The organism is Lysobacter alkalisoli (genome assembly GCF_006547045.1).
Taxonomy (GTDB): Bacteria; Pseudomonadota; Gammaproteobacteria; order Xanthomonadales; family Xanthomonadaceae; genus Marilutibacter; species Marilutibacter alkalisoli.
Genome location: NZ_CP041242.1, coordinates 396854 through 419365 on the forward strand (window position 1 = coordinate 396854; position 22512 = coordinate 419365).

25 protein-coding genes are annotated in these 22512 nt (G+C 65.6%); 15 read left to right on the forward strand and 10 right to left on the reverse strand.

Annotated features, from left to right (window positions below):
- The first annotated feature begins 146 nt into the window (after window positions 1–146).
- Entirely contained in the window at window positions 147–1568 is a 1422-nt protein-coding gene (locus tag FKV23_RS01670; RefSeq protein ID WP_141622295.1) for an ATP-binding protein, read from the forward strand.
- A complete protein-coding gene (locus FKV23_RS01675) occupies window positions 1568–2599 on the forward strand; it encodes an O-methyltransferase (protein WP_141622296.1) in 1032 nt (343 codons plus the stop codon). Before FKV23_RS01670 ends, FKV23_RS01675 begins: the two co-directional genes overlap by 1 nt.
- 255 nt (window positions 2600–2854) lie before the next feature.
- Here the strand turns inward: FKV23_RS01675 and FKV23_RS01680 are convergent, their stop codons facing one another.
- The gene (locus FKV23_RS01680) at window positions 2855–3739 is read right to left on the reverse strand and encodes an HNH endonuclease (protein ID WP_141622297.1); all 885 of its coding nucleotides are present in this window, start codon (window positions 3737–3739) and stop codon (window positions 2855–2857) included.
- A 121-nt stretch (window positions 3740–3860) separates the two neighbouring features.
- On the opposite strand from FKV23_RS01680, the gene FKV23_RS01685 reads away from it, so the two are divergent.
- Window positions 3861–4298: a hypothetical protein gene (locus FKV23_RS01685; RefSeq protein WP_141622298.1), complete on the forward strand. Its 438-nt coding sequence runs from the start codon at window positions 3861–3863 to the stop codon at window positions 4296–4298.
- 6 nt (window positions 4299–4304) lie between these two features.
- Here the strand turns inward: FKV23_RS01685 and FKV23_RS17435 are convergent, their stop codons facing one another.
- Window positions 4305–4637: an excalibur calcium-binding domain-containing protein gene (locus FKV23_RS17435; protein ID WP_244244068.1), complete on the reverse strand. Its 333-nt coding sequence runs from the start codon at window positions 4635–4637 to the stop codon at window positions 4305–4307.
- A gap of 204 nt (window positions 4638–4841) precedes the next feature.
- Here FKV23_RS17435 and FKV23_RS01695 point away from each other — a divergent pair, with 204 nt between their 5' ends.
- The 4 genes from FKV23_RS01695 to FKV23_RS01710 all read left to right on the forward strand — a co-directional run bounded on the left by FKV23_RS01695 (window position 4842) and on the right by FKV23_RS01710 (window position 6985).
- The gene (locus tag FKV23_RS01695) at window positions 4842–5198 is read left to right on the forward strand and encodes a type II toxin-antitoxin system prevent-host-death family antitoxin (RefSeq protein WP_167284889.1); all 357 of its coding nucleotides are present in this window, start codon (window positions 4842–4844) and stop codon (window positions 5196–5198) included.
- On the forward strand, window positions 5195–5833 hold the full coding sequence (locus FKV23_RS01700) for an AAA family ATPase (protein ID WP_141622300.1): 639 nt from the start codon (window positions 5195–5197) through the stop codon (window positions 5831–5833). The genes FKV23_RS01695 and FKV23_RS01700 overlap by 4 nt, the downstream gene beginning before the upstream one ends.
- A 105-nt stretch (window positions 5834–5938) precedes the next feature.
- Window positions 5939–6328, forward strand: coding sequence for a hypothetical protein (locus tag FKV23_RS01705; RefSeq protein WP_141622301.1), 390 nt, complete (start codon window positions 5939–5941; stop codon window positions 6326–6328).
- Between the two features lie 168 nt (window positions 6329–6496).
- Entirely contained in the window at window positions 6497–6985 is a 489-nt protein-coding gene (locus FKV23_RS01710; protein ID WP_141622302.1) for a hypothetical protein, read from the forward strand.
- 91 nt (window positions 6986–7076) lie between these two features.
- On the opposite strand, the gene FKV23_RS01715 is transcribed toward FKV23_RS01710, so the two are convergent.
- On the reverse strand, window positions 7077–7346 hold the full coding sequence (locus FKV23_RS01715) for a hypothetical protein (protein WP_141622303.1): 270 nt from the start codon (window positions 7344–7346) through the stop codon (window positions 7077–7079).
- 309 nt (window positions 7347–7655) lie between these two features.
- Here FKV23_RS01715 and FKV23_RS01720 point away from each other — a divergent pair, with 309 nt between their 5' ends.
- On the forward strand, window positions 7656–8513 hold the full coding sequence (locus tag FKV23_RS01720) for an arylamine N-acetyltransferase family protein (RefSeq protein ID WP_141622304.1): 858 nt from the start codon (window positions 7656–7658) through the stop codon (window positions 8511–8513).
- 262 nt (window positions 8514–8775) lie between these two features.
- Here FKV23_RS01720 and ald read toward each other — a convergent pair whose 3' ends face one another.
- Complete coding sequence (gene ald / locus FKV23_RS01725) at window positions 8776–9894, reverse strand: alanine dehydrogenase (RefSeq protein ID WP_141622305.1); 1119 nt, start codon at window positions 9892–9894, stop codon at window positions 8776–8778.
- A gap of 154 nt (window positions 9895–10048) precedes the next feature.
- On the opposite strand from ald, the gene FKV23_RS01730 reads away from it, so the two are divergent.
- Together FKV23_RS01730 and FKV23_RS01735 are read left to right on the forward strand one after the other, a co-directional pair.
- Complete coding sequence (locus FKV23_RS01730) at window positions 10049–10534, forward strand: Lrp/AsnC family transcriptional regulator (protein ID WP_141622306.1); 486 nt, start codon at window positions 10049–10051, stop codon at window positions 10532–10534.
- Window positions 10535–10641: 107 nt separating this feature from the next.
- Entirely contained in the window at window positions 10642–12054 is a 1413-nt protein-coding gene (locus FKV23_RS01735) for a tetratricopeptide repeat protein (protein WP_141622307.1), read from the forward strand.
- 59 nt (window positions 12055–12113) lie between these two features.
- Here FKV23_RS01735 and FKV23_RS01740 read toward each other — a convergent pair whose 3' ends face one another.
- The 3 genes from FKV23_RS01740 to FKV23_RS01750 all read right to left on the reverse strand — a co-directional run bounded on the left by FKV23_RS01740 (window position 12114) and on the right by FKV23_RS01750 (window position 15561).
- Window positions 12114–12884 carry an SDR family oxidoreductase gene (locus tag FKV23_RS01740; RefSeq protein WP_141622308.1) on the reverse strand — a complete coding sequence of 257 codons (771 nt, stop codon included), beginning with the start codon at window positions 12882–12884 and terminating at the stop codon, window positions 12114–12116.
- Window positions 12885–12995: 111 nt separating this feature from the next.
- Window positions 12996–14222 carry a serine hydrolase domain-containing protein gene (locus FKV23_RS01745; protein WP_141622309.1) on the reverse strand — a complete coding sequence of 409 codons (1227 nt, stop codon included), beginning with the start codon at window positions 14220–14222 and terminating at the stop codon, window positions 12996–12998.
- A 25-nt stretch (window positions 14223–14247) separates the two neighbouring features.
- Window positions 14248–15561, reverse strand: coding sequence for an alpha/beta hydrolase family protein (locus FKV23_RS01750; protein WP_141622310.1), 1314 nt, complete (start codon window positions 15559–15561; stop codon window positions 14248–14250).
- A 300-nt stretch (window positions 15562–15861) separates the two neighbouring features.
- Between FKV23_RS01750 and FKV23_RS01755 the strand changes: the two genes are divergently transcribed.
- Window positions 15862–17019 carry an MFS transporter gene (locus tag FKV23_RS01755; protein ID WP_244244142.1) on the forward strand — a complete coding sequence of 386 codons (1158 nt, stop codon included), beginning with the start codon at window positions 15862–15864 and terminating at the stop codon, window positions 17017–17019.
- On the opposite strand, the gene FKV23_RS01760 is transcribed toward FKV23_RS01755, so the two are convergent.
- On the reverse strand, window positions 16979–17542 hold the full coding sequence (locus FKV23_RS01760) for a hypothetical protein (RefSeq protein WP_141622312.1): 564 nt from the start codon (window positions 17540–17542) through the stop codon (window positions 16979–16981). The genes FKV23_RS01755 and FKV23_RS01760 overlap by 41 nt on opposite strands.
- Window positions 17543–17671: 129 nt before the next feature.
- Complete coding sequence (locus FKV23_RS17735) at window positions 17672–18514, reverse strand: histone H1-like repetitive region-containing protein (protein ID WP_141622313.1); 843 nt, start codon at window positions 18512–18514, stop codon at window positions 17672–17674.
- Between the two features lie 182 nt (window positions 18515–18696).
- On the opposite strand from FKV23_RS17735, the gene FKV23_RS01770 reads away from it, so the two are divergent.
- Window positions 18697–19368, forward strand: a complete 672-nt coding sequence (locus tag FKV23_RS01770; protein ID WP_141622314.1) for an SDR family oxidoreductase — start codon at window positions 18697–18699, stop codon at window positions 19366–19368.
- Window positions 19369–19463: 95 nt separating this feature from the next.
- Window positions 19464–20045: a hemerythrin domain-containing protein gene (locus FKV23_RS01775; protein WP_141622315.1), complete on the forward strand. Its 582-nt coding sequence runs from the start codon at window positions 19464–19466 to the stop codon at window positions 20043–20045.
- A 12-nt stretch (window positions 20046–20057) separates the two neighbouring features.
- Here FKV23_RS01775 and FKV23_RS01780 read toward each other — a convergent pair whose 3' ends face one another.
- Entirely contained in the window at window positions 20058–20432 is a 375-nt protein-coding gene (locus FKV23_RS01780; RefSeq protein ID WP_141622316.1) for a YciI family protein, read from the reverse strand.
- Between the two features lie 224 nt (window positions 20433–20656).
- Here FKV23_RS01780 and FKV23_RS01785 point away from each other — a divergent pair, with 224 nt between their 5' ends.
- The gene (locus tag FKV23_RS01785) at window positions 20657–21631 is read left to right on the forward strand and encodes an ABC transporter ATP-binding protein (protein WP_141622317.1); all 975 of its coding nucleotides are present in this window, start codon (window positions 20657–20659) and stop codon (window positions 21629–21631) included.
- 11 nt (window positions 21632–21642) lie between these two features.
- A complete protein-coding gene (locus tag FKV23_RS01790) occupies window positions 21643–22404 on the forward strand; it encodes an ABC transporter permease (RefSeq protein WP_141624985.1) in 762 nt (253 codons plus the stop codon).
- The last annotated feature ends 108 nt before the right edge of the window (window positions 22405–22512 follow it).

Below are 22512 nucleotides of genomic sequence, written 5' to 3' on the forward strand. Positions count from 1 at the left end.
GCTTGTGAGCGATGACCTCCGTCCCATCCGCGAAGGCACCTGATTCGGGCACGTTCGCCCTCGTGGAGGGCAAGCTATGTCCAACCTATGGTGCCCAAGACGAAGGCTGCCGATCCGGCGAAGAAGATTAATACAGGGAGGATCCGATGAAGCTCAGCAAACACACCGCTAAGGCAGTGCCGACGAAACAGTTCTTTGTGTCGATGCTTACTCGCGACATCAGTCTTGACGACGCGATCCTCGATCTGGTCGACAATTGCCTCGACGGAGCTCTGCGCCTCGCCGAAGGTGGAAAGGTCAATTACGGAAGGCATTTCGTCAAGATCAAGCTGTCGAAGGAGCAGTTTTCCATTGAGGACAACTGTGGCGGCATCCCTCGCAACGTTGCGATCAACTACGCGTTCAAGATGGGGCGTGACGCCGACGACACGCGCGATGCCGACACCGAGACGATCGGTATGTACGGTGTCGGTATGAAGCGAGCGCTATTCAAGATGGGCAAGAATGCACTCGTGAAGACGCGACATGGCAATGACACGTTCGAAGTGGCGATCACTTCCGAATGGCTCGACGACAAGGACTGGGGCGAGCTGCCGATCCGGGAGCCGAGCAACAACAGCGAGAAGCTTTCGAAGCCCGGTACAACGATCTTGGTCAAGGATCTCCATCCAGGTGTCGCCAAGCACTTCGAGAACGCAGCATTCGTGAACGAGGTAAAGACTGCTATCTCACACCACTTCACGATGTTCCTACAGCGCGGCCTCAAGATCGAAGTCAATGGCGAGTCCGTGAAGCCCGTCCACGTCGAAGTCCTCGTCTCCAAGCGTAAAGACGGACCAGCTCCGTACGTCTACCAAAAGACGATCGATGGCGTCCTCGTTTCAATCACAGTTGGCTTGAACACGAGCCGTCAGTACGATGTTGACGATGAAGACGCTGAAGGTGATTTCGTAGGGCAGCGCAACTCTGCTACCGCCGGCTGGACAGTGCTTTGCAACGATCGCGCAGTCATCGTCGGAGACAAAAGCCGGCTCACGGGCTGGGGAGATGGCATTCCGCTGTACCACGACCAGTTCATCGTTATCACCGGCATCATCGAATTCCGCGCAAAGGACGCGAAAAAGTTGCCGGTCACGACCACGAAACGCGCCCTTGATACATCATCGGACGTCTGGCTTGAGTCGCTTGTGAAGATGAAGGAAGGCATGCGGGCTTGGATCACGTATACGAACCGGTGGAAGAATCACCCACGTGAGGATCAGGCGAGCCACTGGGCTGATGCCCGACCAATGTCGCTGAGCAAGGTGATCGAAGCGGTGGCCCCACGTGCGAGTATGAAGAAAGGTAGCACCGTTCTGGAGTTTGATCCCCGTAAGGTGAAAGGCGCTCTCCCCGAGCCCAAGGGCAGCACTCCGTCATCTCGACGCATTATTTTCTCGCGTCCGGTCGAAGAGGTGAGGATTGTATCGAGGATGCTCTTCGATGATGCCAATGAGAAGCCGGGTATCGTCGGAGACAAGTGCTTCGAGATCCAACTCGTAAAGGCCAAGAAGAAGGGGGCTGATTGATGAGTGGGTCTTCGTTGCCGTACCGGCTACGGCCGAACAAGGCGGTTGACAGAGAGCTGTTCCTCTCGTTGTTGATGCGTCTCACCCCGAAGCTGGGACTTGAGAAGTACCACTACGTAGGCCTTGGGGGACCGTTCCTTGAGGACTTCCGCCTCCTGCACTCTCGCATTGGCATTGGGCGCAAGAAGGGCAGCCGCACCGTTGGGCGACTGACTTGCGTGGAGTCCGAGCTAGAGATCCACAAGCGGCAAAGGTTTAACAGGCCAGTGGCGTCCATCAAATGTGTCCACTCGACTCTTGAGGAGTTTCTGGACCAGACAACCTTCACCACGCCCGCCATTATCTGGTTCGACTACACGACACCCCGTGGCATTGCATTACAGATTCAGCGTTTCGCTGAAACGGTCGGGACGATGCCGATCGGAAGTATCCTCCGCGTGACGCTCAACGCGGACCCGGGTTCGTTGGGCGAGCCGCCCTCGGGCAAGAACCTCTCGGTCGAAGTCGATGGCGAGGCATCTGCAGACCGCGCACACAAGCCGACGAAGGCTGAGTGGCGTTTTCAGCGGTTCAACGAGCGTTTGGGGAAGTTGGTGCCGAGTGGAGTTTCCGCCGACGCGATGACATTCAGAAAGTACGGCCCGACCATTCTCCGGGTTCTTAAGCTAGCCGTCGAGAAGCAGGCTCTCAGCTTTGCTGACCGCCGCATCGAGTGGGCGTTGGCCACGCATTACGCTGATGGACAGCCGATGGTGACTGCAGCTCTTGTGGTCTGTTCTCGCGAAGACTCTGCCGCCGAGAAGCTCATCAAGGACTGGGAGTTCTATGCGACTCCCGACGACCCCCACCGAATTGAGTTACCTGCGCTGTCGTCGCTTGAGCGGCTCACGATGGAGTCCAACAGCAACGTCCTACGGAAGCTCGGGTTCGATTTGGCTGAGGTCGTCGATTCCAGGCTGGGTGTCGACCCCGTCGCCGTGTTCAAGAAGTTCTACCGGCTTTACCCGCACTTCTCGCGAGTCGAACTGTAGCCAGATAGGGAACAGGGCATGATGATGACAACTGCGGCGGCGCCCGATTTTGAGTAGCTCGACGATTTGGAGTCCAATCCCCAACGAGAAGGATCTTGTTCCGAAGATGCGCACTAGCATCCATTCTGCAGAAATATTTACATGGAAGGAGTGACCAGACCCCTTCGTAGATGGGAAGGTCCATACGAAAGTTGCGGTCATTGATGAGGCGCGTGAGGAATAGGGTCGTGAGGAATGGGGCCGGGTTCATTTCCTTCATGCCTTGAACCTCTGTAATCGATGCCAGTTCAAGTAGGTAGGGTGCGGCCGCCATTCGGGGCTGTCCGGTAGCAGCAGCTTCCTTTCAGCCCGGATCAGTTTGTCCAGATCGTTCGGGACGCCGTGAGGCGACAGGAGAATGGTGTAATCGTCATCGAAGGAAAGCAGCCCGCGGTCGAACAGCCAATGCACGGTACCGGTCAGCGCGATGCCGTTGCGGACCGTGTCCGGACCATCTTCCTCTACTGGACGGATATGAGCCGCCTGCACCTCGGGGCGGCCACCGCCATTGATTAGCCGAAGGCCGGTGACGGCACAAGTGTTGCCATAGGCATTTCGCACATGACGACGGAATGCCGCGTCGCGGAACTTTCGGGACACGACCTGTTCGACGATGGGGCGCACGACGTACTCCGGAACCTCTTCGGCAACCCGGTTCGGACGCTCCCATGCCTCCAGTTGGGCCGATAGGCCCGCTTGCACAATCCGTGCGAACTCATCACGTGGGATCAGGCGGACAGAGCGGCCGAATGCGCCGCGATTGGTCGAGCCATCATCTTTTCGAAGCGCGGATTCGTAGTACTCGTCGCCTTCGCGGAAAGGGACAGGGTGATCGAACTCGAGGAAGTGCTTGAGGTGAGCGTAGTAGTGATCGGGACGCTTGCCGTCGGGCTCGATGCCGACGATTTGTGCGATTGCGAAGTACGCCTGCCGCCCTGTCGCACTGTTAGGCCCGCTTGTACGGCGCGGCTCGTAGTACAGGACGAAGTCGCCCTTGGCCTGTTCGACCTGGCGTAGGTAAGTCTTGGGAAAGTGGTACCACGCCTCGATGCGGTCATCGTAGGCAGAGCTTTCGGATGCGGTGAATATTGCGTTTGCCATGACCCCCTCCCGTGCAGACCAGGCTACCAGGCTTGCTAATAGGTAAGCGACCCCGGCTCATCTGGCTGAGACGGCGAGGCGCATCTCTGGTTCTGAGACGGTCGCGACGGATGCTGGTGGCATGAACGAGATATCTGATGCCGCCGAAGGCGCGCTGGATCACGTGCCTCATGGTCGATTCGAAACGAACGGGCGCCACTGCGTCTTCGAATACATGTACCGCGACGCCGGCAACTGGAAGACGTACGGGGCGTTGCTGCTATCGGGCGATGCGGGTGATTCCCAGGAAGAGCTGCGGAAGTGCCTGGAGTGGGGTGATCTGTTTGTGGCCGAGCAGGTCGAGGTGCCTTCGCTGTGCGAGGAGCACTTCATGGCTACTGGTGAAGGTCCGTCGGATCTGGACCATGCCTATCACGAGTTCGTCGATCTACGGGTGGCCAACGACGAAGAGCTGGCGTCTATGCAGGTGACTGGGTCGCTTGCAGAGCTATTGGTACGCATGCAAACGGCAGCAGGACGCTGGGACGTGCGCCTGTCGCCGAATTGTTGCTGGGGATAAAGGCGCTCACTCGCAGCCGACGCCATCCCCGTCGCGATCCAGATGCCGCCCGTAGCCCGGATCGCCACGGCGCACCGGTGCTGCGCCTGCGGCACGGGCGGCGCTGCAGTTGGCGTAGTAGACCTGTCCGCTCTGGTTGCCGGTAAGCCGGTTCGCAGTGGGAGTCGGCGTGTTGCCTGCCGGCGGTTTTGGTGCGGCCGGGCTGCGATGGCAGTGGTAACCGCCGTTCTTGCGGTCGTTGTGGCAGCCTTGGGCGTTGAGCCCGCCGCCATGTGCGGCTGCGGCATGCGGCCATGCGAGCTGGCTTGCGATGATCAGGATGCCTGCCCAGGCGCTCACCGTTGTGACGCATCGAATCGTCTTCATCGGACACCCCCCATGCCCTGATACGACGGGCCGACGGTAGCACCCGGTGGGTGCTGAAGAGTGAATGGGCGAGGGCGTCCGCGCTGATCCGGCGTGCAGGGCGGTCATTCCTTGCGGATGGCCTGGAAAAGGGAAAAAGGGGTATATTGGCCTCACCCTCAAGGCGCTGGAGTGACCATGGCCCTGATCCAGAAACTCGATGCGATCGAAGACCTGCCCCGCACGCCGGCCTCCGACGTGAAGAAGCTCGGCTGGCGTGGCGTGATGAAGGTTGTCGGCCGCGAGGGCCGGGTGGTGGTGACCAACCACAGCGAGCCCGAGGCCGTCATCCTCTCGATCGAGGATTACGGCGCCATCGTGCGTGCCCTGCATGAAGCCGGCGCCAGCAGTGATGCGGTGCTGGAGACGCTCCGCCAGCGCTTCGACGAGCGCCTGGCGTCGCTGCAGGCGGACGATGCCGCCGGCCGCCTGCGTTCGGTGATGGACGCGCCGGCCAGGCTCGGCGGCAAGGTCAAGGCCGGGGCGGGGCATTGACGGCGCGCCCCGTTCTCTTTGTCCTCGCCGGGGTGAACGGTGCGGGCAAGAGTTCGGTCGGCGGTCATCTGTTGCAGGCGGCGGGGCTGGCCTGGTTCAACCCCGACACCTTTGCGCGCGAGCTGCGTGCCGAAACCGGCTGCGACCCGGTCGAGGCCAATGCGGTCGCATGGCAGGAGGGCATGCGCCGTCTGGATGAGGCGGTCGCGAATGGCACCCACCATGCCTTCGAGACCACGCTGGGCGGCCGCACCGTTCCGGCCAGGATCAAGGCGGCCGCCAGTACGCACGACGTGCTCATGTGGTTCTGCGGCCTGTCTTCGCCGGAGCTGCACCTGGCCCGTGTGAAGGCCCGGGTGGCGGTGGGCGGGCACGACATCCCCGAGGCCAAGGTCCGCGAGCGTTATCCGGCGGCGCTGCAGAACCTGATTGCGCTCATGCCCTGTCTGGCGCACCTGCGGGTGTATGACAACAGCGTCGAGGCCGGCGCCGGGCAGGCGATACCGGACCCCGTGCTGGTTGCGGAAATGAAGTCGGGCAAGCTCGTCTGGCCTGCCGACCTGCAATCGCTCGGCAACACGCCGGACTGGGCCAAGCCGCTGGTGGAAGCGGCGCTTTCGATGAGCCTGCGCTAGGCGCCGGGTCTGCGCGCGACGCCAGGAGCATGTCCGCCGCGGCTTCGCGGACGGCATGTGGGTTAGTCTTTCCGCACTTTCACCTGTGGCCCAAGGACCTTGCGCATGGATGTTTTCGTCACCCAGTTCCTGACCCTGCTGGGCTACCAGCTGCCCGAACTGCTGGCCTGCATCGCCGGCATGGCGATGTTGTTGATATGGACGTCCACGGGGCCGGGTCGCGCACTGGCGATCAGCGGCATGGCGGTGTTGCTGGGCTCGGCGGTGCTGAGGCTGCTCCTGAGCGTGACCCAGACGTGGCTGATCTACGACGCCCAGAATGCCTACGAAAGCGTGAGCGGGATGCTCGCCGTGTTCGGTGCGGCGAGCATGTTGCTGGCCGTGGCGTCGGCGGCCGGACTGGTCCTGCTGGCATGGGGTGCCAGCAAGGCCATGCGGGCCGCGTCACGCGATCGTGTGGCCGCGCCGGCCTATCCCGCCGACGAGCCGTCGTAAGGGCGGCCGTAGCTGGGAAGTCCAGATTGGGTTGCGCCGCGGGCTGACGCTACACGCCGTTCGTCGGTGCGGCGTGCCAGGGTGGCCGGGGGTGTATCGGACCTGCGTTGATGCCGAATACCGGGCATGAGGGGGGTGTTCGTGTCTTCACTCAACGAGGATCTTCCCATGGCCACAAGCACATCGCTGTCGGCCGCGCTGGTATTGGCGGCCATGATCTACGGACCTGCCGCGCTGGCAGGTGGAGATGCCAGGGGTAACGCCGATCTCCGCGACCTGCGCCTGGCGACCGCGGCGTTCCATTCGCTGCAGACGGCCAACGACGCCGGCTGGGACGTGCAACTCACCGAGTGTCTGTCCTCGCCCGAAGGCGGGATGGGCTACCACTACGGCAACGGCGACCTGCTGTTCGACGACGGGGTCGATGCGTTGCGCCCCGAAGTGCTGGTCTACGCGCCGTCCGCCAACGGTGGCAAGCGGCTGGTGGCGGTGGAATACATCGTGTTCACCGAGTTGCAGCCCAATCCGCCGACGCTGTTCGGCCAGGAGTTCCACCTCAACCCCGGCATCGACGCCTGGGTGCTGCACGTGTGGCTGTGGCAGGGCAACCCGAGTGGCCTGTTCGCGGACTGGAACCCGGCGGTACGTTGCGATTGAAGTTGCGATCGAAGATGTAGTGCACGGCATGAAAGGGGCGGCAAAGGGACGGCGCCATTGCAGCGCCGTCCTTGCGTGTGCGTGCCGCCGTTCAGGCGCCCGAAATCCCCAACGTGCTCGACCCCTCGCCGACATCGGTAAGTGTGCCGAGGCGATGCGACTCGGCGGCACGCTGCAGCGCGAGATCGATCTGCTCGCGGCGCGGGTTGGCCTCCCAACGGGGCACCTTGAAGACGTTGGCGCGTGGGTACTGGCGGATGACGCCGGCGTCGCGGAGCCACTGCCAGTCGCCGGGCATCAGCTCCTCGCGCATGGCGAACGCGCGTGCGGTGGCGTAGTTGTGCGAGTAGATCAGGTTCATGGTGCGCGCCGAATCGCCGGGGGATATGGGAACCAACGCTTCGGCCAGGCGCGTCCGGCCAGCGGTGAGCCTTCAGCCTTCGCGTGGAGCGGCTCGGTGCGAACCGGCTCGGCCGTGGTACGCCAGCAACGCGACCAATGCACTCGCTGAACTTCGGGATGGCGGCACCGTGGCGGCGAACGGTGGTGCCGGAACGGCTGGACTGCAGGGCCGCACCACACTGTTCCATTGGCGATGCCGTCGCTTCCTTGACCTCAACCGGACTTGAGGCCGTAGCGTGTCGCCCATCCCAACCATAGGAGTGCCGCGATGGCACCGCTCAAGGACCTCGACCTCTACCTGCAACGCCTGGGCTTGCAGGCGCCGCCACCGCCGACGCTGGACACGCTGCGCGAACTGCAGCGCCGACACAGTGCGGCCTTCACCTTCGAGACGATCTCCACACTGCTGCATGCTCCGGTGCCGGTCGACCTGCCGTCGCTGGAGCGCAAGCTGCTGCACGACGGCCGCGGCGGCTACTGCTTCGAACTCAACCGCCTGTTCCTGGCCCTGCTGCAGCGGCTCGGCTTCGACGCCCGCGCGCTGACCGGGCGGGTGATGATCGATGGCGACGAAGGCACGGTGAACGCGCGCACCCACCTGCTGGTGCTGGTGACAATCGATGGCGTGCGTTACACCGCCGATGTCGGCTTCGGCGGCATGGTGCCGACCGGCCCGCTGCGGCTGGACACCGACGCGGTGCAGTCCACCCCGCACGAGCCGTACCGGCTGGTCGAGCGCGACGGCCAGTACCTGCTGCGCGCGCAGGTGGCGGGCGAGTGGCGTGGGATGTACGAATTCGACCTGCAGCCGCAGCAGGAGATCGACCTCGAGGTCGGCAGCTGGTACGTCTCCACCCATCCCGACTCGCCGTTCCTGGGCCAGTTGCGGGTGGCCCGCACCGGCCCCGGCATCCGCAAGACCCTGCGCAACGGCAGCTTCGCGATCCATCGCCTTGGCGCCGAGAGCCAGCGCCGTGAACTGCCGGATGCCGATGCCGTGATGCAGGTGCTGCGTGATGAGTTCGAGCTGCGCCTGCCGCCAGGCCCCGCGCTGCGCGAGGCGCTGGAGGCGCGACTGGCGGCGGATGCGGCGTCTGCGGAGCGCGCCGGGCGGGCGGAGAAGTAGGTCGACAGATCTTGTTGAGCCCGACAAGAGTTGAGCCCGACAAGAGCGCCGTCATCGCGGCGGCGCATGGCCGCCCCGAGGCGAAGCCGCACCCGGGGAATGTGCGGCGGCAGCTCCGATCCCGGGTGCGCTCCGCTTACCCGGGCTACGAACAGGAGTCGCGTGCCGGACGGGTGAGGAAGCAGGTAGCTGGCTACCGTGCAGACAAAAAAGAATGGCGCCATCGTGGCGCCGTTCCTTCGTTTCTGGCGATGTGCGCGGCTTACAGCCCGAGCACCGACTCCGCGCTCACGTATTCCAGGCCGTGCGCTTCGGCGACCGGCGCGCAGGTGATCTTGCCCTCGCACACGTTGAGGCCGTTGCGCAGGTGCGCATCGTCGGCCAGCGCCTGCATCCAGCCCTTGTTGGCCAGCGCCAGGGTGAACGGCAGGGTCACGTTGTTGAGGGCGAATGTCGAGGTGCGCGCGACTGCGCCGGGCATGTTGGCGACGCAGTAGTGGACCACGTCGTCGACCACGTAGGTCGGGTCGGCGTGGGTGGTGGCGCGCGAGGTTTCCACGCAGCCGCCCTGGTCGATGGCGACGTCGACGATCACCGAGCCCGGCTTCATGGTCTTGACCATCTCGCGGGTGACCAGCTTGGGCGCGGCGGCGCCGGGGATCAGCACGGTGCCGATCAGCAGGTCGGCGCGGGCGACCAGGGTCTCGATCGCCGAGCGGGTCGAGAACACGGTCGAGATCGAGGTGCCGAACTGGCCGGCCAGGCGCTTGAGCGCATCGGCCGAGCGGTCGACGACAGTGACATTCGCGCCCATGCCGACCGCGATCGTGGTGGCATGGGTGCCGGACACGCCGCCGCCGAGCACGACGACTTCCGCCGCAGGCACGCCCGGCACGCCACCGAGCAGGATGCCGCGGCCGCCCTGGGCCTTCTCCAGCGCGTGCGCGCCGACCTGCGGGGCGAGGCGGCCGGCGACCTCGGACATCGGGGTCAGCAGCGGCAGCGAGCCGTTGGCCGCGGTCACGGTCTCGTAGGCGATGCAGACCGCGCCGGAGGCGATCAGGTCGTGGGTCTGCGGCGCGTCGGGGGCGAGGTGCAGGTAGGTGAACAGGATCTGGCCCGGGCGCAGTCTGGCGCGTTCCTCGGCCAGCGGCTCCTTCACCTTGACGATCATGTCGGCCTGGGCGAACACCTCGTCGGCGCTCGCGGCGATGGTCGCGCCGGCGGCGCTGTAGTCGTCATCGGTCAGGCCGATGCCGAGACCGGCGCCGGACTGCACGGTCACCTGGTGGCCGTGATGGACCAGTTCCTGCACGGACGAGGGGATCAGGCCGACGCGGTACTCGTGGACTTTGATTTCGGTGGGGACGCCGATGCGCATGGCGATGTTCTCTGGCTGGGTTGGGCGCCGGCGGTGCCGACGGGTCAAACGCGAATTATGGGCGAAGGATCGCGCACTTTGTCGCCAATTTCATTGAAATGAACGGTTGTTTGTCGCATTGTTGACGTGTGTTCAACGCAATCAGCCGCACGAAATGCGAACAAAAAAGCGGGCCGGTGAACCGGACATCGACGAGCGCGATCGCGCGATCCTGCGCCTGCTGCAGGAGGACGGCCGGCTGACCAACATCGAGCTGTCGCAGCGGATCAACCTGTCGCCTTCGGCCTGCCTGCGCCGGGTCAAGCTGCTGGAAGAGCGCGGCCTGATCGCGCGCTACGTGATGCTGCTCGACGAGGAACAGGCTGGCCTGCCGGGCACCGCCTTCGTGCTGGTCACCCTCGACCAGCAGGGGCGCGCCGCGCTGGACGCGTTCGAGGACGAGATCCAGCAGCATCCGGAGGTCACCGAGTGCTGCCTGCTGGCCGGCACCGCCGATTACATGGTCCGCGTCGCCTATGCCGATGCCGCGGATTTCGAGCGCATCCACACCGAGATCCTCACCCAGCTCCCCGGCGTGGTGCGGGTGCAGTCGACGCTGGCGCTGCGCACGGTGAAGAAGACCACCGCGCTGCCGGTGTGAGAACTGGAGCCCGTCCGCGCGCGACCAGAGCGCCCCGCCCGATACGGCCATACGCCAATTGCTTTCGACTCCCTACAATCGGCGCCTTTGAGTGGACAAGGGTCGTCATGCGTATTGCCTCGAAACATCCGCAGTTGTGGCTGCTGGCCATGCTGGCCGCCGCGTCGATCAACCCGCTGCGCGCGGCCGGACCGTCGCTGGAGCAGTTGTTCGAGCAGCGGCAATACGAGGCATTTCTCCTGCAGGCGCACGAAGCCGTGTTCCAGGACGATGTCGATGCGTTGTTCCTGCTTGGCAAGGCGTATCAGCTGGGTCGTGGCGTCGGGCAGGACACAGCCACTGCGCGCCACTTCTATACGCGTGCGCGTGAGTTCGGTTCCGCGCGGGCCAGCCACAACCTCGGCGTCATCGCGCTGGATGCGGGCGAGACCGGCGATGCCATCGACCTGCTCGAGGAAGCGCTCGCCCGCGGCCTGGAGATGCCCACGCTGTACAATCTGGGCCGGGCCTATACCCCGCCGGATCCCTCCTCGGTATTCGGCCTGCACGCCTACATCGATGGCGCACGCACCGCCGGCGATTACTACGCGCGCGCCTGCGCCCGGATGGCTGACGCCGATCTCGCCGACTGCATCGATGAGGCGTCCCGGCAATACCTGCGTGCCTACATGATGGCGCTGAAGGCCAACGGCATCTCGCCGGAAGAGCTGACCGCATTGCGCGAACCGGCGTTGGCCTGGCTTCGCAAGGGCATGGACGCGGGCAGCGGCATCGCCTGGACCAACTACGGCGCGTTGCTGTTGAACGAGGGCGATCCCGTCGGCGCCCGCGAGGCGTTCGAGATCGGCGTGACGAAAGGGGTTCCGCAGGCGCAGTTCCATCTCGCCGGACTGGCCGCCGGCGGCAAGGGCTACGACTCGCCCGACCCTGCGCTCGCCCTGCGCCTGTACGAGCAGGCCGCGACGGCGGGTGTCGCCGAGGCCATGCGGCCGGCATTCGATCTGTTGGCCGGGCAGCTCGAGCACGAGCAGGATCCGGACGCACTCGCACAGGGCATGCAGCGATTGCAGTCGCTGCGGCCAATACCGGAGTACGGCGAGTACAAGTTGTCGAAGCTCGACAAGCACCTGGCGTGGACCCGGTTCCTCGCCAGCCAGCGGGAGGCCTCGCCTGCATCGCTGCCGCAAACCGGCGCCATGCTTGAGATCGAAGCCTGCGGTCTGGGTCTGACGCAGCCACACGGGGCGGCCTACAACATCGGTGTGAATTCGAACTGGCGGCTGGCGGCCTATCCATCGTCGGGCGGCATCGAACGCCTGGCGGTATCCGGCAGGGTCGATGCGCAGGGCTGCGTGCGTCATGCCGTGCAGGTCGACGATGCGCTGCATGCGTTGTTGCGCGAACGCGCGGTTTTCGCGTTGGCGTTCCCGAACTACAGCCTGCCGTTGTCGATGTCGCCCGACGGCGACGGCCTGACCCTGTCGTTGCTGCCCGTCGGTACGCCGCTGCCGCCGCGCTAGCGGCCGTGCCGGTCGTGCGCGCCGGCATGCGGCGATCGCACTGCCGGCGCTGGGCCGCCTCAGGTGCGGGTGATCGAGATCCCGCCATCGACCCGCATCGCGCTGCCGGTGACGAAGCTGGAGGCATCGGAGGCGAGGAACAGCGCGGCCTCTGCGATCTCGGCGGGTTCGGCGATGCGTTTGAGCGCATGCAGGCCCTCGACGAAGGCACGCGACTCCGGCGCCTCGATGAAGTCTCGCGCGCCGGGCGTGTCGGTGCCGCCGGGCAGCAGGGCGTTGACGCGGACGCCGTGCGGTCCGGCTTCGGCGGCAAGCACCTGGACCAGGCCGATCACGCCGGCCTTGGCGGCGGCATAGGCGGCCATGCCCGGCATGCCGACCGTGTGGCCGACGAAGGTGGAGGTGAAGATGATCGAGCCGCGGCCGGTATCGAGCATCGCCGCCAGTTGTCGCCGCGCGCCGAGGAACATGCCGGTCAGGTTGGTGTCGATCGTGTCGCGCCAGTCGGCCAGCGACATGCCGGTGGCCGGTCCCATCGCGCCGGTGCTGCCGGCATTGTTGAAGGCGATGTCGAGACCGCCATAACGGTCGAGCGCGGTGTCGACGAGGGCATCGGCATGGGCTTCGCTGCGCACGTCGCCGATGCAGGCGACCGCGTCGCCACCCGCTCGTCCGATTTCGTCGACAAGATGTGCGAGCGCATCGCCGCGCCGCGCGCCGACCACCAGTCGCGCACCCTCGCGCGCGAACCGCAACGCCGCCGCGCGGCCGATGCCCGAGCTTGCGCCGGTGATGATGGCGGTCTTTCCGGCCAGTGCCTGTGCTGACATGTCGTGCTCTCCAATGGGTGAGGAAGAGCGCACAGTCTGGACAGCGTGTGATGGCGATGCTCGCCGCAATCGGCCACGACATTGCGAGCCTGGCGGTGTTGCCGCGGTTCGCTACTTGCCAGTGCCGCGTCCCCCGGCCGCCAGACTCTCCTCGATGGCGGTGAACGCCGAATGTGCGCCGCCCCCGGCGCCGGGCACGCCGGTGGCGAAGTAGGCCACGCCGGTGCCGCTGGCGGTGTCGATCCACAATCCCGACAGCAGGCCGTAGGCCGACCCCGCGTGACCGACCCGGGCGATGCCGTCGCCGAACGGATCGTCGCCGCAGTCGGGGTGCGGCGTGGCGAGTGTCTGCATGGCCAGGCCGTAGCGGCAGTAGAAACCGCGTCGCGACTGGCTGCTGTCGTCTTCCTCGATGCTGAGCCCGTTGCCGGGGGCATATGTCCACTGCTGTCGGGTCAACCTGCGTACCGATCCGGGTGAGAGCAGGCGAACGCCATCGACCTCGCCTTCGCCCAGCAGCAGGCGGCCGACCTTCGCCAGTCCCGATGCGGAAATCCGCAGCCCGCCCTGTGGCGAGAACAAGGCGCCGTTGCGGCCGGGCCGCCATTGCGAAAGATTGCAGTCGCCGGTGCTCGAGCGGTTGACGGTACAGTCCGGCCTGCGGCCATGCAGATCGTCGCGGAGCGGCTGGCGGTGGCCGTCGTACAACACCACCGCGCGGGCGAGGGTAGCGTCGTCGCACAGCTCCCAGTTGAAGCAGGCGTCGATGCCGAGCGGGCGCAGCACCAGCCGTTCCATCAGCCGGTCGAAGCGTTCGCCGGTCGCCTGCTCCATCGCCGACGCCACCAGGGTGAAGCCGAGGTTGGCGTAGCGGAAGTAGCTGCCCGGCGCATGTTCGCTATCCCACGCGCGTGGATCCTTCACGATGTCGCGCAGGTCGCCGTCCAGCGGCACGCCGTAGTAGCCGGCGGCGTCGGTCAGGCCGGCGCGGTGCGACAGCAGCAGGCGCAAGGTGATGGGCTGGTCCGGATACTGCGGGTGCCGTAGCGACCAGCCGAGCAGCTCGGACAGATCGGCGTCGAGATCGAGCTGGTCCGCCTCGACCAGTCGCATCACCCCAATCGCGACGACCAGCTTGGAGATCGATGCGATCCGCACCGGGTCGTCGTCGGCGACTTCACGTCCCGCCGCGACATCTGCGAGGCCGCGGGCCGCGACATCGATGATGCCGTCGCGGTCGAAGGTGACGCGCACGCTGGCGACGGGTTCGGCTGCCGGCGTGGCGGCGGAGGCCGCCAGCAACATGGCCAGCAGTCCGCAGCGGAATGGACGATTCATGACCTGCATGTCGGTGTTGGCGAAATCACTCCCGTGCGGTGACCCGCGCCTGTCGCAGTATCCAGGCACTCAGGCGCTCGAAGTAACCCGGTGCGGTGCGGCCGGCAAGGCGGCGTTCGCTGCCGGGCTCGATGGCAATCATGCCGTGGTCTGCCTGTGGAAAGACGATGGTGTCGATCGGCCTGCCTTCGCGTGCGAGCATCTGCAGGCGGGCGAGGGTGGTCTCGATCGGCGCCTCGGTATCGTCCTCGGCCAGCAGCCACAGCTGCGGGATGCCGAGTGAACGCAGGGTGGGCAGCGGGTCGTATTCGAGGTCGTAGGGCACATCGAGGAACGCCCGGATCGCCGGCAACTGCTCCTCGGGCGTGAGCATCAGGGTCGAGGTGATGTCGCCGCCGATGTCCTGGAACCACGCTTCGCCGGCATGATCGTTCCGGGCCTGCATCCATTCTTCGACCCCTTCGGTGAATCGCGATATCGCCACGCGCAAGGCGATCCGGTGCATCTCCAGACCCTTGGCCAGCGCCTCCGGGCCGTGACCGCGCGAGCGAAGTTGCTGTTCCACTTCGAGGCGGTCCTCTTCCTGCATGCTGACCGCCAGTCCGTAGCTGGCCACCACGAAGTCGACCGGCGCCGTGGTGGCGGCCAGCGGCGCCACCCAGCCGCCCTGGCTTTCGCCCATCAGTCCGACCGGGATGCCGGCAACGCGAGGGTCGCGCCGCGCGGCCGCGAGCGCGGCGACGAGGTCGTCGGCCTGCATGCCGATGTGCAGGTTGAACTGGCCGCCGGAACGTCCGGTCCCGCGTTTGTCGTACAGGAACACGGCGATGTCGCTGAGTGGCAGCAGGTATTGCACGTAGTTGTTGAGCACGGCGGAGTCGCGGCCGCCGCCGTACTGGAGGACCACCAGCGCCTTCGGTGCCGACTGCTCGGGCAGCACGAGTTCGCCGTAGAGGCTGGCGCCGTCGTTCTCGAACGTGATCGGTACCGTCGGCAACGCGATCCGCCGGCCTTCGCGTGCGGTGCCGTCGACAGGTGCGTAAACGACGGTGCCGGTGTCGCATTCGCCGAATTCCACCGTCAGGCTGACCGGCTCGCGGCCGGACCATCCCGGGCCGGATTCGTAGCGGTGCGGGCCGGTGGGGAAGAGCTTGCCGGTCGCGCCATCGAGCCAGCGGTAGCGGAGGTTGTCCTCGTCGCTGGGCTGGACCAGCATCTGGCCGCCGTCGGTGAAGCGATAAGCGCCGGAGTGGCAGTGTTCCGGCTCGGCTGCGTGCGTCGACGCGGCGAAAAGCAGCGTGCCCGCCAGCGCGGCGGACAGGATGGAATGGATGTTCATCCTGGCTCCATGGGTGATCCCGGAGATCAGTGTCCGGTGCCGACGATGGTGTCGACAGTGTCGGAAGTGAGGGAGGAAAATCGACACTGCGTTGCGACGGCAGGAATGACAGCTACTTCCGCCAGATCGTGCAACACAGTGGTGCACGGCAGCCCTATCCAGCGATGTTGCAATGCACAATAATGCACAGTCCCCATCGAAGGCCCGTCCATGGCCGCTGTCGGCTCCCCTGCCATCGCCGTCCCCGCGGAACGCGTCCTGCCACCTGCAACCGTCCGCGCGATCCTGTTCGCGCTGGCCATGGGCGGATTCGCGATCGGCACCAGCGAGTTCGTAGTGATGGGGTTGATGCCGGACATCGCGCGCGGGCTGGGTGTCGACGAGCCGCGGGTCGGCCATGTGATCAGTGCCTATGCCCTGGGCGTGGTGGTCGGCGCGCCGTTGCTGGCGATCCTCGGCGCACGGTTGCAGCGGCGGCCGATGTTGCTGGCGCTGATGGCGTTCTACGCGTTCGGCAACCTGGCCACCGCGCTGGCGCCGAACTACACGAGCATGCTGCTGGCCCGGTTCGTCGCCGGATTGCCGCATGGCGCCTACTTCGGGGTGGCCTCGCTGGTGGCGGCGTCGATCAGCCCGCCAGGGCAGCGTGGCAAGGCGGTGAGCCGGGTGCTGCTGGGATTGGCGGTCGCACTGCTGGTCGGCAATCCGTTGGCGACCTGGTTGGGACAGAGCTTCGACTGGCGTTATGCATTCGGGATCGTGGCACTGATCGCGGTGACGACGGTCGCAACGCTCGCGCGCACGCTGCCGCCGGATCCGGACGAGCCGCGGGCCGATCCGATCCGCGAACTGAGCGATTTCAATCGTGCGCCGGTGTGGCTGGCGATGGGCATCGGCGCGATCGGTTTCGCCGGCATGTTCTGCGTCTTCAGCTACCTTGCGCCGACCATGATCCACGTCACCGGCGTGCCCGAGGCGTGGACGCCGTTCGGGATGCTCGCGTTTGGCGTCGGCGGCATCCTCGGCAGCCTGGCCGGCGGCTGGCTGTTCGATCGCCTGCGATTCCGTGCGGTGGCGGTGATCCTGCTGTGGTCGGCGCTGCTGCTGACCTTGTTCCCGCTGGCCGCGCATTCGATGTGGACGCTGCTGCCGGCGGTGGTCGCGGTCGGCACCATGGGCGCGCTGGCGCCAGTGCTGCAGGCGCACCTGATGGACGTTGCCGGCGAGGCGCAGACGCTGGCCGCGGCGTCGAACCACTCCGCGTTCAACGCCGCCAATGCGCTCGGTCCGTGGCTGGGCGGCATGGCGATCACCGCCGGCCTGGGCTGGACCTCGACCGGCTACGTCGGTGCCGCCACCGCGGTCGCAGGGTTGCTGGTGTTCGTGCTGGCGTGGCGACAGCAACGCGCGGCCGTGCTCAACCCGTCGGCCACAACCACCAGAACGCCAGCGCGCTGACCGCGCCGTAGATCAGCGCGTCGAGCAGGTCCTTGGCCACGCTGCCCCAGGGTTTGCCCATCCAGATACCGGCCTGCACGCCACCGCCGCCATAGGCGAGGAAACTGATGCTGCCGACCGCACAGGCGGCCCGGGCAGGCTCGATCGACAGGCCAAAGGCATGCAGGGCGACCGCACCGGCGATGGCGGCGATCGCCAGGTTGAGCAGGTACCAGAGTCCCAGCGCCGCGCCCATCCGCGGCGGGCCGTTGCGCATGACGGTCATGAACACGACCGGGCCGTCGTTGAGCTTCTTCTGCATCGCCTCGTCCTGCATCGCCTTCATGTCGGTGCAGTGCGGAATCGTATACATCCCCCGTGCCGGTGCGCCGGTGCGCATCACCGCCTGCACGTCATCCTCGTTGGCGAGCTTGCGGTAGTCGCTGTTGTGCCACTTGAACACCATGTGGATCAGGCTGCTGGCGATGAACACCAGTACGGCAGCAACGACGATCGGGAGCCAGAGTTGGGCCAGTTCGTTCATGACGACCTCCTTCGAATGGACGTGCCGGAGGGCACGTCGGGAAAGCCGGAACGGGGGGGAGGACCTGAGGATTATGCCGCGATCATACGCCCGGCCAGCCTGGGGTGGTCGACCGGGCCATGATCCGGATCAGCGCTTGTCGCGCTTGCCCTGGTTCTGGCGGTCGTGGGTGCTGATCGAACCTTGGATCGCCTGCATCCTGCTTTCGCCGGCATGGAGTTCCTCGGCCTTGCTGCGGGCCGTGCCGGACTGGAAGCCGGGCTCACCCGCGTGGTTGTGATGGGTGCCGACCTCGTGCCAGGGCGGCGTCTCGCGGTTGTGAGTCTTCTTCGCCTCCAGCAGTTTGTGGGTGTTGGCCAATGCCTGCTCGGGAGTGATGGCGGCTGTGCGCTTCTTCGCTGCTTTTCTGACGCCGGTCTTCTTCCCTCGAGCCAGGCTCGCGGTGGACTTCTTCGCAGCGGCCTTCTTTGCAACCCCTTTCTTTGCAACCCCTTTCTTTGCAGCCACCTTCTTCGTAGCCACCTTCTTTGTAGCCACCTTCTTTGTAGCAGCCTTCTTCGCCGGGGTTTTTCTCGCAGCCCCCTTCTTCGATACCGTCTTCTTCGCAGTTGCTTTCTTCGTCGTGGCTTTGCGAGTGGTCGCCTTGCTCGTCACGCTCTTCTTCGCCGCTCCCTTCTTCGTGACGGCTTTCTTCGTGGTCGGCTTCCTGGTCGTGGCTTTGGCGGTTGTCTTCACCGTCTTGCGGGCGCCGGTCTTCTTCGTAGTCTTGCTGGCGGCGGCCTTGGTGGTCTTGCGGGCCTTCTTCGCCTTGAGCGCGGCGGCTTGCTTCCTGGCGCCGGTGCGGGCGGCGGCCAGCGTCTTGCGCGCGCTGCCGACGGCCTTCTTTGCTGTCTTGGCGAGGACTTTCGATGTGGTCGACTTCTTCGCAGCGGTCTTGCTGCCGGTCGACTTGCGTGCACGGGGTGTTGCCATGACGGACTCCGTTCAGCTGCGGTCGATTCCGCGGTGCATGTACGGGTAGCACGACCGACATTCACGCGAGGCGAAAATCGCGGTCGGGCATGCGACGGGATTCACAATTGGTCGACGAGGGTGAAACCCGATGCCTGTGTCCCCATCATGGGAACTCCTTCCCCAACAACCATGGAATCGTCATGAAGACAGTTCTCGTCACCGGCGCCAATCGCGGCATCGGTCTTGCCCTGGCCCGTCGTTTCAGCGCCCGTGGCGACAGGGTGATTGCCGCCTGTCGCAAGGCCAGCGCCGAGCTTGAAGCCACCGGTGCGCAGGTCGAGGCCGGCGTCGATGTCACCGATGCGGGCGCCCTGGCTGCGCTCGCCGAACGCCTCGGCGATACCCGCATCGATGTGCTGGTCTGCAATGCCGGCATCCTCGCGCGCGAGGTGCTGGGCGGGATCGACGATGCGGGCTTCGACGCCATGCGCCACCAGTTCGAGGTCAACACCCTTGGCCCGCTGCGCACGGTGCAGGCGCTGCTGGACCGGCTGGGCGAGGGCAGCCGGGTCGGCATCATCACCAGCCGGATGGGTTCCATGGCCGACAACGGTTCCGGTGGCTACTACGGCTACCGCGCCTCGAAGGCGGCCGTGAACGCGGTCGGCAAGTCGCTGGCGATGGACCTGAAGCCGCGCGGCATCGACGTGTTCCTGCTTCATCCCGGCTTCGTCTCCACCGACATGGTCGACAATGCCGGCGAGATCAGTCCGGAGGCGTCTGCCGCACAGCTGGTCGAACGTCTCGATACCCTCGCAAGCGCCGACAGCGGCGGCTTCTGGCATGCCAACGGTTCTCCATTGCCCTGGTGACCCCGCTGGGGGATACCTGACTTCCGGCACGGTTGACCTCAACCTTGCTTGAGGTCGTAGTCTTGCCGGCGGCTCGAGGACACGAGGATCCCCCCATGCAATCGAATGCGTTGAGCGTCATCCACAAGCTTGTCCGGCACAAGCTGTTCGCGGTCGCGCATCGCCTGGCGACGGCCGGCGAACGCGACGATGTCGGCCTGCATGCTGCCATCCATGAAGCGATCGGCATGCTGAAAGGGCATTCCGAACAGGAGGACGCAAGGTTGTTGCCCGAACTGGAGGCGGCGGCGCCGGAACTGGCCCGGCGTCTCGAGCAGGAGCACGAGGAGCTGGACCGGCAGCTGCTCGAGATCTGTGCTGCGGCGGACCGGTTGCTGCAGTTGCCCGAATCCCGGCGGCCGGACCTACGCAAGTGCCTGCACGACGACTGGAATCGCTTCGTTGCCGCCTGCCTGATGCACATGGATGCGGAGGAGCGTGCGGTGCAGCCGTTGCTCGGAGAACAGGTGGGCTTGTCCAAGGTCGCCGAATCCACCCTGGCGATGCCGCAGGGCGAAGCCGACGAGTTCCTCGCCAACCTGTGGCGGGTGATCACGCCGCAGGAGCGGATCGCGATCGAACGGGCGCGGCTGCGCCTGCAACTGTCGCGCGCGACAGCCGAGGGCAGGGCTGCGTAGCCGGTGAGGGCTTCAGGCGCCGACGCGGCGGCGCACCGCCTCCATGTCGCGCACCGGGCGCACTTCGATATGGCCGGTGCGTGCCCATGGCAGCAGCTGGGCGATCTGCAGCGCCTCGTCCATGTCGGCGGCCTCGATCAGGTTGAAGCCGGCGAACACCTCTTTCGCCTCCGCGAACGGGCCGTCGGTGATCGCCAGCGTGCCGTTGCGCTGGCGCAGGGTCCTGGCGGTGCTGCCGTGTTCGAGCTGCTGGGAATCGAGCAGCTTGCCGGCCGCGCGCAGCTCGTCGGCCTTGGCGAAACAGCCGTTCATCAGGCGGTCGAACTCGCCTTCGGGCAGCGCTTCGACCAGCGCGTCGTCGGTGTGGATCATGACCAGGAATTTCATTGCGTCCTCGCGGGGCTGGGGCTTGGCCAGGACGACACGGTAACCGCTTCGCGCGTTGCCTGCATGACGCAGCGCGATGTCGAAAACCGCGTGTCTCGCCCGTCCTGTCCTGAGCGCCCTGTCGATGTGGGGTGCAGCATCCCGCTGGAATGCCTTATCGGCGGGTAGTGAAGACGTTACCGTATCCGCCTGCCATGGCGATTCCCGCAACCAGAAGGTCATCCATGTCCCCGATAATCACAGTCCGCGGCCTGACCAAGACCTATGCCTCCGGCTTCCAGGCGCTCAAGGGCATCGACCTGGAGATCCGCCGCGGCGAAATCTTTGCCCTGCTCGGGCCCAACGGTGCCGGCAAGACCACCCTGATCAGCATCATCTGCGGGATCGTCAATCCGAGCCTGGGCGCCGTCACCGCCGACGGCCATGACGTCGTCCGCGATTACCGTGCGGCGCGGAAGAAGATCGGCCTGGTGCCGCAGGAGCTGTCGACCGACGCTTTCGAGACGGTGTGGGCGACGCTGCGCTTCAGTCGCGGTCTGTTCGGCAAGCCACCCAACGACGCTCACCTGGAGAAGGTCCTGCGCGCGCTGTCGCTGTGGGACAAGAAGGACAGCAAGATCATGGCGCTGTCGGGTGGCATGAAGCGGCGCGTGCTTATCGCCAAGGCGCTGGCGCACGAGCCGGAGATCCTGTTCCTCGACGAGCCGACCGCCGGCGTCGACGTCGAGCTGCGCCACGACATGTGGCAGCTGGTGCGGCGACTGCGCGAGGACGGGGTGACGATCATCCTGACCACGCACTACATCGAGGAGGCCGAGGAGATGGCCGACCGCATCGGCGTGATCAACCACGGCGAACTGGTGCTGGTCGAGGACAAGGCCACGCTGATGCGCAAGCTCGGCAGAAAGCAGCTGACCCTGAGCCTGCAGGAACCGCTGGCGGCGATCCCAACCGAGTTGTCCACGTTGCCGCTGGAGCTTTCGGACGACGGCCAATCGCTGGTCTACACCTTCGACGTGCAGTCGGAGGAAACCGGCATCGCCAGCCTGCTGCGCCGGCTGCACGAGCACGGCATCGACTTCAAGGATCTGCACTCGAGCGAGAGTTCGCTGGAGGAGATCTTCGTCAGCCTGGTCCGCAACGGTACGCGCGGGACTGGCGTCGGGGACGATGCGACGACCACGGAGGCGCATGCATGAACATCGTTTCGATCAACTTCCACGCGATCAAGGCCATCTACCGCTTCGAGATGGCGCGCACCTTCCGCACCCTGATGCAGTCGATCGCCTCGCCGGTGTTGTCGACATCGCTGTACTTCGTCGTGTTCGGTGCCGCGATCGGCTCGCGCATGGGCGACATCGAGGGCGTGAGCTACGGCGCCTTCATCATCCCCGGCCTGATCATGCTGTCGTTGCTGGGCGAGAGCATCTCCAACGCCTCGTTCGGCATCTACATGCCGAAGTGGGCCGGCACCATCTACGAGTTGCTTTCGGCGCCGGTGTCGTCGATCGAGGTGGTGATCGGCTACGTCGGCGCGGCGGCGACCAAGTCGCTGATGCTCGGCCTGCTGATCCTGGCCACGGCGCGGCTGTTCGTGCCGTACGAGATCGCGCATCCGGTGTGGATGGTGGTGTTCCTGCTGCTGACCGCCGTGAGCTTCAGCCTGTTCGGTTTCATCATCGGGCTGTGGGCGAACGACTTCCAGAAGCTGCAGGTGATCCCGCTGATGGTGATCACCCCGCTGACTTTCCTCGGCGGCGCGTTCTACTCGATCAGCATGCTGCCGCCGGTGTGGCAGAAGATCACCCTGTTCAACCCGGTGGTCTACCTGATCAGCGGCTTCCGTTGGAGCTTCTACGGTGTGTCCGACGTCAACGTCGGCATCAGCCTGGCGGCGATCATCGGCTTCCTGCTGCTGTGCCTGGGCGCGGTGATGTGGATCTTCCGCACCGGCTGGCGGCTCAAGAGCTGAAAAAGGGCTCTTCGCCCAAGCGAGGGGAAAGCGCCGGCTCTGTTGGATGACCGGGCGCCGGGGGCGAAGGCCCTTGGATGCGAATGTCCCCCGGCACCGGCCAGGGCC